Source organism: Moorena sp. SIO4G3 (assembly GCF_010692305.1).
GTDB lineage: Bacteria > Cyanobacteriota > Cyanobacteriia > Cyanobacteriales > Coleofasciculaceae > Moorena > Moorena producens_A.
In genome coordinates, this window is sequence record NZ_JAAHIG010000258.1 from 1 (window position 1) to 12,874 (window position 12,874).

9 protein-coding genes and 1 pseudogene are annotated in these 12,874 nt (G+C 44.9%); 7 read left to right on the top strand and 3 right to left on the bottom strand.

The genetic code is table 11. From position 1 onward, the window contains the following. Positions 1–203: 203 nt before the first annotated feature. A pseudogene (locus tag F6J99_RS31560) lies at positions 204–297 on the top strand (RNA-guided endonuclease TnpB family protein); the annotation flags it as partial. A 976-nt stretch (positions 298–1,273) separates the two neighbouring features. Continuing rightward, the gene (locus tag F6J99_RS31565; protein ID WP_293118885.1) at positions 1,274–3,853 is read left to right on the top strand and encodes an adenylate/guanylate cyclase domain-containing protein; all 2,580 of its coding nucleotides are present in this window, start codon (positions 1,274–1,276) and stop codon (positions 3,851–3,853) included. A gap of 28 nt (positions 3,854–3,881) precedes the next feature. Here the strand turns inward: F6J99_RS31565 and F6J99_RS31570 are convergent, their stop codons facing one another. Next, the gene (locus F6J99_RS31570) at positions 3,882–4,103 is read right to left on the bottom strand and encodes a hypothetical protein (protein WP_075903198.1); all 222 of its coding nucleotides are present in this window, start codon (positions 4,101–4,103) and stop codon (positions 3,882–3,884) included. A gap of 330 nt (positions 4,104–4,433) precedes the next feature. Between F6J99_RS31570 and purC the strand changes: the two genes are divergently transcribed. The 5 genes from purC to lpxA all read left to right on the top strand — a co-directional run bounded on the left by purC (position 4,434) and on the right by lpxA (position 11,036). After that, entirely contained in the window at positions 4,434–5,162 is a 729-nt protein-coding gene (purC, locus tag F6J99_RS31575; protein WP_070395074.1) for a phosphoribosylaminoimidazolesuccinocarboxamide synthase, read from the top strand. A 325-nt stretch (positions 5,163–5,487) separates the two neighbouring features. Further along, entirely contained in the window at positions 5,488–8,151 is a 2,664-nt protein-coding gene (locus F6J99_RS31580) for a BamA/TamA family outer membrane protein (RefSeq protein ID WP_293118898.1), read from the top strand. A 135-nt stretch (positions 8,152–8,286) separates the two neighbouring features. Then, positions 8,287–9,285, top strand: a complete 999-nt coding sequence (locus F6J99_RS31585) for a UDP-3-O-acyl-N-acetylglucosamine deacetylase (protein ID WP_293118888.1) — start codon at positions 8,287–8,289, stop codon at positions 9,283–9,285. Positions 9,286–9,303: 18 nt separating this feature from the next. Further along, positions 9,304–9,816 carry a 3-hydroxyacyl-ACP dehydratase FabZ gene (gene fabZ, locus F6J99_RS31590; RefSeq protein WP_293118890.1) on the top strand — a complete coding sequence of 171 codons (513 nt, stop codon included), beginning with the start codon at positions 9,304–9,306 and terminating at the stop codon, positions 9,814–9,816. 425 nt (positions 9,817–10,241) lie between these two features. Then, complete coding sequence (gene lpxA, locus F6J99_RS31595) at positions 10,242–11,036, top strand: acyl-ACP--UDP-N-acetylglucosamine O-acyltransferase (RefSeq protein ID WP_293118892.1); 795 nt, start codon at positions 10,242–10,244, stop codon at positions 11,034–11,036. Positions 11,037–11,137: 101 nt separating this feature from the next. On the opposite strand, the gene F6J99_RS31600 is transcribed toward lpxA, so the two are convergent. After that, positions 11,138–12,208: a calcium-binding protein gene (locus F6J99_RS31600; protein ID WP_293118894.1), complete on the bottom strand. Its 1,071-nt coding sequence runs from the start codon at positions 12,206–12,208 to the stop codon at positions 11,138–11,140. 272 nt (positions 12,209–12,480) lie between these two features. After that, positions 12,481–12,624: a hypothetical protein gene (locus F6J99_RS31605; protein ID WP_293118896.1), complete on the bottom strand. Its 144-nt coding sequence runs from the start codon at positions 12,622–12,624 to the stop codon at positions 12,481–12,483. Positions 12,625–12,874 lie beyond the last annotated feature (250 nt).

The window sequence follows — 12,874 nt, forward strand, 5'->3', positions numbered from 1 at the left end:
TTCTCTTAATGGGGTGGGTTTTCACCACCATCCAACTGATAGTTAAGATTCGGGGTTTTTACCCCGCGAATCTTCTGGGTCATACCCCTCCTGTTTCAGGAGGCTCCTACCTCAGAACGAGCCGCACACCAACTCCACCTAACGGTATCGGCTTTCGCCGACGCTGCGCGAACGGATATTGGGTAAGCTTTATTAACGACACGGTCAGAAGTTACCGCAAGAAGAGTGGAGCCTTTATGGTTAGCAGGCTATGCATAAAAGGGTTAAAACTTTATGATTAAGGCTCCACTCTTCTAAGGTTTCGTCTCCGGGATGCCCCTCCGCGCCGGAACAATAAATAAGTTCTATTTTTAGTAAGTAGGTGGCGGTTAGCTCTTAATTTGTCTTCCCTACTTCTTTTATTATAGACGATCTTCAATCGTAATTGTTCCCTATTACATAAATATCTTGTGCAAAATTCATCCCACACTCATGACAATCTGCGCCCGCTCGCCCGCCTTGAGATGTGGGGCTTCTTTTGCTAGAAGCTAAATGAATGCTTCCCCCACCTCACATAGCAGGTGGGGGTGTCCGTCTTGATTACAAGGATTTATCCAAAGCGACAGGCGGCATTCTCGCGCCTGCTGCCAGGACTTTTGCGCTTACTGCTCCCCCAAGTCGAAACGGCGGCTATGGGGCTTGTATTAAAAACTTTTACCTAGAGTCTGACGTATATAAACCGACTACACAGGATTTATAGGTTTGTTTCCCCTGGCGTTGAGAGGTCGTGCCTCTAGGTTGCTCAGAATCTTGTTCCGTCCTTTGCCGTACCGCTCAAGCTAAATTAATTATAACAAATTATAACACAATTTGTCGTTCCTTGACCCCCACCTGAACGAGTGGGGGAATGCGTCACACAATCTGTTCAAGGGTGTAAGCGTAGTCTAAGCCTAGTCTAAGGTAAGCGTGTCAGGGTCTAAGCGTTCCTAATCCGGTTGAGCTTACTGACTTTTTTATAAAGTCTTATCGAAAACTTAACTATTGTAATTGTATAATCCTTAACAGTTTTAGGGAAATCTATCCACTATGGAAGTACCCCCTAGGGTACTGATTTTTACTGTAGAGATATGCCAAACTTGTAATCAGGATAGGTATATCCTCAGATCTACTGATAACCAGGGTGTCAATTCATGTTTTTGAAGTCAAAGACGATAGAAGACTTATCAACGCAGCAATTCTTATCTGCCCAGTTGACTTGCCCTCACGCGCCTCCAAAGGCAGGAGCAGACGAAGTATGAAAAAACCGAACACCAGTAGTGTTACTGCTACATTATCTCAGTTAACTCAACCCTCACAAACCAGCCATCTGATTGACCGCATCAAAACCCTATCCATTCCTCAATTTAGCTGCTGGTTAGATTTCTTTGCTGCTGATTTCCAACAGTTTCTGGGAGCGATCGCACTGATTAATAATGATGCTCTGGAAACTCGGCTAGAGCAGGTGATAGAGGCTTTAACCCTAAAAGTTGGTCAAGTCCTACAGGCAGACCAAGCCACTATTTTCATGGTTGACACCGACACAGGTCAACTATGGGCAAACATTCCCCAAGCTCACACGGACAAAACCATAGAACGCCGGATTCCCCACAATCAGGGTGTTGTCGGTCATGTTGCCGCCACTGGCAAGTCTTTCAATACGTCAGTTGCTTACCATCATGCCCTATTTAACCCAGAATTTGACGAAATCCCTGGCTATCGTACCCAAAGCCTCCTGTGTATGCCAATTTTTAATCGCAATAACCAGGTGATTGCTGTAATAAATTTTTTGAATAAAACTGGCGGTGTGCCCTTCGATAGTACCGACGAAAAGCAATTTCAGGACTTTGGCGACGACCTTGGCATCATCCTCGAAGCCTGCCAATCATTTCAACAGGCAGCTCGTAACCAACGGGGAGTGATTGCTCTGCTCAAGGCAACTGAGTCTCTGGGGAAGAGTCTGAAGCTCGAACAAACCCTAAGTTTAGTGATGGAGCAGGCTCGGGATCTAATGCAAGCGGACCGCTCTACGCTATTTTTGCTATGCCAAGATCGCAACGAACTTTGGAGTAAGGTAGCTACAGCGGATGGAAAAAATACCATAGAAATCAGAATACCAGCCAACCGAGGTATTGCTGGTTATGTAGCATCCACTGGTAAGCCGCTCAATATTCCAGATGCCTATAAAGACGACCGTTTTGACCCGACCACTGACAAACAAACCGGTTATCGCACCGAAAGTATTCTTTGTATGCCGGTATTTAACTCCAAAAATAAATTAATTGGTGTGACCCAGTTAATCAACAAGCACCAAGGCTACTTTACCAGCTCTGATCAAGAGTTTATGCGGGCGTTTAATATTCAGGCAGGCATAGCTTTGGAAAATGCCCAGCTGTTTGAAAGCGTCCTGATTGAAAAGCAATATCAGCAAGATATCCTGCAAAGTCTAACCGACGCAGTGATTTCCACTGACATGCAGGGACGAATTGTGATGATCAATGATGCAGCCATTAAGTTCCTAGGTGGTCCTAATCGTAGAAAAGGCAGTCCCAATTGGAAATTGTGGCAGTCTAAGCTCACTGGTCGATACATCTGGGATATAGTGCCGATTGAAAATCTCCAGTGGCGTTGGCAAGATAGCTTGGCTACAGGGACTCGGCATTATATGCCAGAACAAACTCTGAAGATTGGTCTGTATAAAGCTCCTCAAGGGGATTTAGGATCACCATCCATGGTGCTGGCAATGCCAAAGTGGGATGATCCGAATGTTTATGTACCCTGGAATGAAAAACCTCAGAATGAAAAACCCCAGACGGAATGTTCATCTACTTATTATTTGTCAAAATACCAAGTTCAGGAAATTGAACGCAGTCTGAACCTAAGCGTCAATCCTTTGCTCAACCCAGAGGGAAGTGTGCGGGGTGGGTTGGTGGTTTTAGAAGATATGACTCGTGAGAAGCGTATGAAGACAGCCATGTATCGCTACATGACTCCACGGGTTGCTGATCAAGTCTTAGCCCTCGGGGAAGATACCTTAATGCAGGGCAAGAAGCAAGAAGTAACAATTCTATTTTCCGATATCCGGGGCTACACAAACCTAACAGAACATCTCGGAGCAACAGAGGTGGTATCGTTGCTCAATAAGTATTTTGAAACCATGGTAGAGGCTGTATTCAATCACGATGGCACCTTGGACAAGTTTATTGGAGATGCCTTGATGGCCGTGTTTGGAGCACCTTTACCCCTGCCAAATCATGCTTGGAAGGCTGTCAAATCAGCTCTAGATATGCGCTCACGCTTAGCAAAATTTAATTCCAATCGCAGGGGTAACAACCAACCCGAAATCCGGATTGGGATGGGAATTAGTTCTGGAGAAGTGGTTTCCGGCAATATCGGCTCCCAAAAACGGATGGACTATACGGTTATTGGAGATGGGGTGAATCTAAGTGCTCGTCTCGAAAGCGTTACCAAAGAGTATGGCTGCGATATTATCTTGAGTGAGTCTACCTATAATTTGTGCCGCGATCGCATTGTGGTGCGGGAGTTAGATCAAATCCGGGTCAAAGGTAAAAACCAAGCGGTTAGGATTTATGAATTAATTGGCAAAACCGACCTATCCCTTACCGATAAAAGAAAACGGTTCTTGGATTTGTATCAAGCAGGGCGTAATGCTTACATCAAACGAGACTTTCACCAGGCACTCAAGTATTTTATTGATGCACTAGACATACAACCAAATGACCGGCCTGTCAAGACCCATATTAACCGAGCTAAAAACTATTGTGATCATCCTCCTGATGATTCCTGGGATGGAGTTTACACGATGACCACGAAGTGAAGTATGAACTATTTCTTCCTTTATATACCTATATACCCAGGCTCTTTTTGCTTTGTTTCAAGTCTTTCCACAGTTGTTTAATCTGCTGGTAAGCCTCTTCTGGAGGCAGCTTACCAGCAGTTTCGAGATTACAGATGTAGTTTACTTTTTGAGCAAATTCCTGTAAATTAGCGTTAAAAACCAGGTTTTCTGGCTTGAACTGACCGTGATAGGGACTGTGAGGGTATAAAAAATCAGATGGGTCTACCATAGCTATTGCCTGCACCAGACGTTCTTAACCTAACCTTAACTTAACTGATCATACTATAACTTCCTAGCAAAATTTCTGATTTTGCATGATTGTGATTGCTGTAATAGACATCAGGTTTTAGTTGTACTACGCAAAACACAAGGGCATATTCGGTTTTGGTGACAAACTTGAGCTAGATCCGCGCTTACGCGCCACATGTTTTCCCAATCCGGTTTTGGGACGGAGCTTATAAAGTGCGCCCGTAGGTGGCGCAAACAGCCCCTTATGAATCGCGGATATAGCTCAATCTATCTGTCAAGATATTGTCAGTGAACCATCATCTTACTGATTATGTCCCCTGATCAAAAACTCTACGAAGGTAAAGCGAAAATCCTATATACTACCGATGACCCAGAGATTCTGCTAACTCACTTTAAAGATGATGCCACTGCCTTTAATGCCCAAAAGCGAGGTCAGATTTCTGGTAAGGGTGAGATTAATTGTGCGATCGCATCTCATTTGTTCAAAGTCTTAGAAGAGAAGGCAATTGCTACACACTTCATTGACCGTCCTACTCCCAACCAAATGTTGGTCAAACAGGTAAAAATTGTGCCCTTGGAGGTGGTAGTCAGGAACATTGCTGCTGGTAGTCTATGTCAACAAACTGGAATACCAGAGGGTCGGGTACTCCCGAAGCCCCTAGTGGAATTTTATTTAAAAAATGACGACTTAGGAGATCCCTTGTTAACACGCGATCGCTTACTACTGCTGGAACTAGCAACGCCTGAGCAGTTGAAACAACTGATTGAGCAAGCGTTGCGAATCAACCAAATTCTGACTGACTTCTTCTATCAGTGTGGCATTACTCTAGTAGACTTCAAGTTGGAGTTTGGTGTAACCCCGTCTGAAGAACTACTATTAGCCGATGAAATCAGTCCTGATACCTGCCGCCTTTGGAACCAAGCTGAAACTGATCCGGAGCGTCGAGTGATGGACAAAGACCGATTTCGCAAGGACTTGGGCAATGTAGAACAAGCCTATCAGCAAGTGCTACAAAAAGTTCTTGAGAGCAAACTTTAATCAGCCTCTGACTAGACGTGACAGGTTGACAACAAGTGACGGGATTGATGCCATCGTTAACCCGTAACCCAAAAAAATTCAGCACATTGGTAAAAATAACCACAGACGAACGAAAATAGACAACAGGCATGCGCATTGCTTGCTTAGGTCAAGTGTTCAGTCATGGTACTGTGGCTGACAACTAATAACTAATATAATAGTTGCTCCTATGGCACTGGAGTTGTTAGCCCTCCGTCAACCAGTAATCAATGGCTTACTGAGAGTTTACCAATGACCAATGACCCAATAGGAATGGTGTGTGGAAGTGTCAAAAACAAACAACACAATGCGTTTATCTCCTTTGTTAGCAGCAATGATCGCTGCTACTGCCAGTATTGGTGTATCCAAACCAAGCCGTGGGCAAACCATTCAGTCCCTACCGGATGCACCTCAACAGAATTCCAGTGACGTAAAAACACCACCGGTAGTCGCTCATGGGGGGGACCCCCAAGACCGCGCTACCTCTGAACAAGCGGTTCTTGATGCAATAGCGAGTGGGGGTCCCCCCCAAGACCGCACCGGTAGTCGCTCATGGGGGGGACCCCCAAGACCGCGCTACCTCGCTGCATCGCTTCCTGAAACAATTGCTGTGCAGGCAAAACCAACGACTGCCTCGGTGCTTCACTCTTCCCAGACCCAGGTGGCAGTACCCACCAAGACTGTTGAACAGTCTGTGCCTACCACTCTCTCGGTGAACAATTCTTCACCAACCCAGGTGGCAGTACCAACTAAACCAACTAAACTAGTGGTTCCGGTAGATGCATCACCAACCCAGGTGGCAGTACCAACTAAACCAACTAAACTAGTGGTTCCGGTAGATTCAACAGCCGCAGAGTTACCTTCCCAAACCCCAAACCCACCCCAACTATCACCGGATAGCATCGAAGGGATGGCTCAAGTAAAACCTCCTCTTGGGATAGAACAACCGTCCCAACTCCCGGAACCCACTCAACTGGAGCCCCCTTCAACTCAACCTCCTTTATCAATCGATAGCATCGAAGGGATGGCTCAAGTAAAACCTCCAAATGGTATAGAACAACTGTCCCAACTCCCGGAACCCACTCAACTGGAGCCCCCTTCAACTGAGCCTCCTTCTGACTCCTCAGAAGTACGAGTACTGGTAGCAGAAGTCTTGATTACTGGCGCACCTCCCCAACTGGAAGAGGAAATTTATCGGGTGATTAAAACCCGACCAGGACGAGCAACCACGCGCTCTCAGCTTCAGGAAGATGTGAATGCTATCTTTGCCACAGGTTTCTTTTCCAGTGTGGATGTTCAACCAGAAGATACTCCCTTGGGAGTTAGGATTAGCTTTGTTGTCAGAGCTAACCCAGTATTGCGTCAGGTGGCAGTCAAAACAGAACCCCCAGGGGAAGGCCAGCGAATCGTAAACCAGGAAAAAATTAATGAAATCTTCAGTGAGCAATATGGCTCAATCCTGAATCTGCGAGACCTGCAAGAGGGAATCAAACAATTAAACGATTGGTATAAGGAAGAAGGTTATGACCTAGCTCAAGTCATTGATGCTGAGCAAGTCACACCGGATGGCACAGTCACCTTGGTCGTGGCAGAAGGGGTGATTGAAGCTGTCAAGGTGCGTTTTCTCGATGAAGATGGTAACCCGATTGTAGATGAAAATGGCAACCCAATTCCAGCAATGACTGACCGGGAGGAACCGGTTGGGGGTAATACTCGCCCGTTTATTATTACCCGGGAAGTGGAGTTAAAATCCGGTAGTGTATTTAACCGGAAGAAAGCCCAAAGGGACCTACAGCGAGTTTTTGGTTTAGGGATTTTTGATGATGTACGGTTTTCCTTTGAACCCGGTACTGACCCACGCCAGGTGGTGATAGTAGTAGACGTGATTGAGAAGAGTAGTGGCTCAATTGCGGCTGGTGCAGGTCTGAGTTCTGCTAGTGGTTTTTTTGGTACCGTGAGCTATCAACAGCAAAATCTAGGGGGAAATAATCAGACCTTAGGGGGAGAATTTCAGCTGGGAACCCGAGAGCTATTGTTCGATTTGAGCTTTACAGACCCTTGGATTGCAGGAGACCCCTTCCGCACCTCATATACCATCAATGCATTCCGACGGCGCTCGATTTCCTTGGTCTTTAATGGGGGCAGCGGTGAGAATAATATTAAAGTTCCTAATGATGATGATGATGGAGACCGCCCCCGGATTGTGCGCACTGGTGGTGGAGTGACTTTTCGCCGTCCTTTATCGCAAGATGTATTTAAACGGGCAGAATGGACAGCATCCCTAGGCTTGAAATATCAACATGTTGCCATTGAAGATAGTGATGGGGATGTCAGACCTGAATCTACAGATGGAGAACTGTTGAGCTTTAGTGACAGTGGTGAAGATGACCTAACTACTGTCCAGTTAGGGGCAGTGCGGGATTTACGCAATAGTACCACCCAACCTACTAAAGGTTCCCTAATCCGGTTGGGCATGGAACAATCTATTCCTATTGGTAGTGGCAGCATCTTAATGAATCGGTTAAGAGGTAGCTATAGTTTCTATATCCCTGTAGAATTCACCAACTTTACCGAAGGACCTCAGGCTCTTGCCTTTAACATTCAAGGGGGCACTATCTTGGGGGATTTACCTCCTTATGAAGCTTTTATTATTGGTGGTAGTAACTCCGTGCGGGGGTTTGCTGAGGGAGACCTAGCCTCAGGACGTAGCTACCTTCAAGCTACTGCAGAATATCGCTTCCCCATTTTCTCAGTCATAGGGGGCGCTCTATTTGTTGACGCTGGCACTGACCTTGGTTCTGCTGGTTCTGTTCCTGGTGAACCCGGTGAGCAGAGAGATTTACCCGGTACTGGTCTCGGTTACGGTCTTGGGGTTAGAGTGCAGTCACCACTTGGTCCGATTCGGGTAGACTTTGGTTTGAATACCGAAGGGGACAGTCGTCTTCACTTTGGTATTGGAGAGAAGTTTTAATTGTTAATTGTGAATTGTTAGTTGTGAATTATTAGTGGTTAATTGTAAATTGTCAATTGTAGTTTGTAATTGGTTAATTTCAATTTTCAATTTTCAATTTTCCAGCGTTTATTGATAGAAACTTGACCAAAAAACATGTCTTCAGTATATTACACCTTGGCTGGTATGTTTGAACGCTCTGGTGTCGGATTGCACAGCGGTATTTCAACCAACGTAAGGGTACTACCAGCAGCTGCGGGAGTTGGGCGATATTTTGTGCGGGTTGACTTACCAGGTAAACCGGTTATTCCAGCAAACATAGATGCAGTTTCAGGTACCACACTGTCTACGGAACTCTCCACATCAACCCAGTATGGAAACGCTACCGTTCGTACGGTGGAACACCTTTTAGCTGCACTGGCTGGTAGTGGTGTGGATAATGCTCAAATTGAGATTGATGGTCCAGAAGTGCCTCTTTTAGATGGTTCGGCGAAGGTTTGGCTGGAAGCTATCCAGGAGGTGGGAGTAGTAGCAGCAGGGGTTCAAGGCATCGACGGTAAAGCACACGATAGTTTTACCCCCGGACAAGTTCGAGCTACCCTAACACCCCCTCACCTCCTAACTCCCTCAGGAACAACACCTATCCCTTTTGTATTAAACGAGCCAGTCTCGGTTTATCACGGAGATGCCTTTGTAACGGCTCTACCAGCACCCAAAACTCGATTTACCTATGGCATTGACTTTGCGTTACCAGCTATTGGTAAACAATGGTATAGTTGGACTCCAGAACAGGACAATTTTGCCGATGCGATCGCACCAGCTCGCACCTTTGGCTTGGCTGATCAAATTGACCAGCTGCGCGATCGCGGTTTAATTAAAGGTGGTAGCTTGGAGAATGCTCTGGTTTGTGGTCAACACGGATGGGTTAATCCTCCCTTACGATTTTCAAATGAGCCAGTGCGTCATAAACTTTTAGACTTAGTAGGGGATTTGAGTTTATTAGGACGTTTTCCTGTTGCTCACATCCTGGCCTATAAAGCTAGCCACCATCTCCATGTCCAACTTGCCAAAAAGCTGGCTGAACCCATGGGTTGCAAGTTAAATACACAGAAGGTTGAACCTTTAAAAATTAATAAATTAACCTGCAATCTGTAATTCTATTAAAGTACGCTTATGTCCACACTGACTGACGTTAACACGCCAAATAACTCTACCGGAAGTACCCAGGATGTAAATGATGACTCATCAATTAAAACAGTTCTAACTGTTGAAGAGATTCATAAACTGCTCCCCCATCGGTATCCTTTCGCATTAGTTGATCGGATTATTGACTATGTTCCAGGTAAACGAGCTGTAGGTATCAAAAATGTTACCTTCAACGAACCTTTTTTTCAAGGACATTTTCCTGGACGACCCTTGATGCCTGGGGTGATGATAGTGGAAGCTATGGCTCAGGTTGGGGGGATTGTATTAACCCAAATGCCCGATAGTCCTGATGGATTATTCGTATTTGCAGGGATTGACAAAGTTCGTTTCCGGCGTCCCGTAGTGCCAGGAGATCAACTGGTGATGACTGCGGAACTGTTATCCATCAAGCGCCGTCGTTTTGGTAAGATACACTCAGTTGCTACTGTTGATGGTAAGAAAGCAGTAGAAGGCGAACTTATGTTCTCTATAGTGGATTAAAACATAATTAGTAAGAGCGAAGGAAAGTTATTTGGTTCTTCGCCTTTGGCCTTCGGTTTAGGGTAGGTTATTTGGTTGTTCGCGTAGCGTGCGCGTAGCGCATAAGTTATTTATTTGTTTATTTAGTTGTTCGCCTTTGGCCTTCGATTTAGGGTAGGTTATTTGGTTGAAATACTTGACTTTCGAGGTTAAACGTTAATTTTATATTCTAGCACTAAAACCTGGAACACTAAACATTAACCCTTAAACCGGCAACAGTCAACCTTAACCTTTCAAGATTAAATTGAAAACCGGCAACATTAAACCTTAAACCTGTAATCTGCAACCGGCAACCTGTAACCTACAACCGGCAACTTGTAGCCTGCAACCTGCAAGTTTTAATTTGCCAGTATTGTTAGTCATTGGTCACTTTGGTGTTTGGAAAATTGGCAACACTTATTCATCCTACTGCTGTTATCCATCCTGGTGCTGAACTACACCCGACAGTTCAGATTGGTGCCTACGCGGTGATCGAAGATAATGTGAAAGTTGGCCCAGAAACAACCATTGGTGCCCATGTGGTTCTTTCTGGACCGATGGAGATCGGAGCCAGGAATAAAATCTTTCCAGGAGCAGTACTGGGTTCGGAACCCCAAGACCTTAAGTATGATGGTGCTCCTAGCTGGGTGAGAATTGGTGATAATAATCTAATTCGAGAGTACGTCACCATTAACCGAGCCACCGGGGCGGGAGAAGCAACCGTAATTGGCAATGGCAATATGCTAATGGCTTATAGTCATGTTGCTCACAATTGCGTGATTGAAGATTCTGTAATTATCGCTAATGGAACTGCTATAGCAGGTCATGTTTATATTGAGTCCCAGGTGAGAATTAGTGGGGTCTTGGGGATTCATCAATTTGTCCACATTGGACGTCTAGCTATGGTGGGTGGGATGAGTCGCATTGACCGGGATGTTCCACCCTATATGCTAGTTGAGGGGAATCCATCCCGAGTGCGATCGCTTAACTTAATCGGTCTTAAGCGGGCTGGACTGACAAGCGGTGAAATTAGACAGCTAAAAAATGTATTCCGGAAGCTCTATCTTTCAGGAGAACCCTTCACTCAAGCCCTCCAAACCCTGGAATTGCCACCAGATAACCCACATGTTGAGCACCTGTATCAGTTTTTGCAGTTGTCTGTAATGGAAGGTCGTCGGGGTTTGATTCCTGGTCGTCGGTGAAAAAGGTAAAGGTTATCAAGGTTTATTTCAAATTCCTTTAACCTTTAACCTTTACCCTTTCCTAACCTATTTTAGGGATTCTCAATCAAGAAAACAGGATATTAAAGCACAAAATCTGCCTCTGTAATATCACCAAAATCTACACCACTCAAGACAGCTAATGGTTGATTATTGATGGTGGTGATTATGGTATCGTCATTTTGTTCAAAAATTGAAATCTGACCAAAAGTCAGACCATCTAACTGCAAGAGATCTTCACCATCGGTAAAGTCAGTGATGGTCACTTTGCCTACTGTTGACAAGACAAAGGTATCTTGCCCACTGCCACCAGTTAAAATGTCATCTCCTGGACCACCAATAAGAGTATCATTACCGAAACCACCATTAAGTTGATCTTGACCCTGGCCACCATTAAGCAGATCATCGCCTTCTTGACCATAAAGCCAATCGTCACCCTTGCCACCTTCCAGGATATCGTCATGAGCCCCGCCAATGAGGGTATCCTGACCATTGCCACCTTTGAGGGTGTCATGACCGTTCCCTCCAAACAGTAGATCGTCACCGTCACCACCGTCCATGTAGTCTTCTCCAGCAAGTCCTATAAGAAGATCTTTACTGTTAAGCCCTTTGATAATATCGTCACCTCCGCCACCTTCGAGGATGTCATTGTTGGAAGTACCGATTAGGGTAACACCAGCTTCCTCGAAGCTAAGGTTATCAACAGCGAAGCGGGTAGCAGCGGCATCATTGAAATCGATCACAACCCGGTCTATTGGTGTATCACTATCAGGAAGGGAGAACAGACCCTCGGTAAAGCTTGGCTGTGAAGTAGTATCAACTTCGATCTCATTTACCAATGTGGAGCCATCAAACAGTTCCACTGTAAAACCAGGTGTGAGAGTACCAAAGGTACTCAGCGCCACCCCAAACTCAAGCTCGGAAACCGGTGCATCAAAGTCAAGGGTTAGGATTCCGGCGGCATCACCTTCCAAACTCGGATCCTGTACAAAGAAAATTGAGCCTGGACCGACGTCAGCATAATTGGCATCCGTTGAATCTACCCCATCTACTTTGAAATCAAATGTCACCCCCATGAAACTCAGATCATCAACGGGTTGAAAGGGCAGTTCATCGAAAGTCAAAACTATTGTGTTAGTGGAATTAGTAGACATGTTTATTTCTCCTCAAAAATACTTTTTAATTGCACCCTATAGTATAAAAATTGTGATTTTAGCTTGCGCTAATTAAGTAAAATCACGTATTTTTTCGTTCATTTGTTTTTATTTTGCTTTCACAAATATGAAAAGTGGATGAAGTAAATGACTAGTTTTAATGAAGTTTATATTAACTGGTAAAAATCCCATAAAATTGTAAAATTTTTATTTTAAAAGAAAATACTTAAGTATAAAAAATTTACATAATTAGTGATTAAGCTTTTATGGATTTAAATGTCCGTTCCCGTAGCGTGACCAACGGTCAATCCACTTGTGCAAAAGCCGGTATACCATCTCCCCATCTCCTCATCTCCCCATCTCATCATCTCCTCATCTCCCCATCTCCTCATCTCCTCATCTCCCCATCTCCTCATCTCTCCATCTCCCCAAAGCGCCCCTATTCACAATTTATTCACAATTTAAATGTGTGACAGTTTACCCTAGCCGGGCACTGATACCATGTTTGAGTGGTCAGGTAATTTAGATTTGGTTACTGTCTACTCCCCTATTTTCCTAATCCCTATCGATCCATTAACCATGACTCTCAAAACCATCTTTATCAGTACTGGCGAGGTATCTGGTGATTTACAAGGGGCTCTACTGATTGAAGCATTGAAACGTCAA

Bases quoted from the DNA above. Each gene is read 5' to 3' on its own strand.
- F6J99_RS31585 (WP_293118888.1), top strand. From the start codon at position 8,287: ATGTCTTCAGTATATTACACCTTGGCTGGTATGTTTGAACGCTCTGGT.
- purC (WP_070395074.1), top strand. From the start codon at position 4,434: ATGTCCCCTGATCAAAAACTCTACGAAGGTAAAGCGAAAATCCTATAT.
- F6J99_RS31580 (WP_293118898.1), top strand. From the start codon at position 5,488: ATGCGTTTATCTCCTTTGTTAGCAGCAATGATCGCTGCTACTGCCAGT.
- F6J99_RS31565 (WP_293118885.1), top strand. From the start codon at position 1,274: ATGAAAAAACCGAACACCAGTAGTGTTACTGCTACATTATCTCAGTTA.
- F6J99_RS31605 (WP_293118896.1), bottom strand. From the start codon at position 12,624: ATGAGGAGATGGGGAGATGAGGAGATGAGGAGATGGGGAGATGAGGAG.
- F6J99_RS31570 (WP_075903198.1), bottom strand. From the start codon at position 4,103: ATGGTAGACCCATCTGATTTTTTATACCCTCACAGTCCCTATCACGGT.
- F6J99_RS31600 (WP_293118894.1), bottom strand. From the start codon at position 12,208: ATGTCTACTAATTCCACTAACACAATAGTTTTGACTTTCGATGAACTG.
- fabZ (WP_293118890.1), top strand. From the start codon at position 9,304: ATGTCCACACTGACTGACGTTAACACGCCAAATAACTCTACCGGAAGT.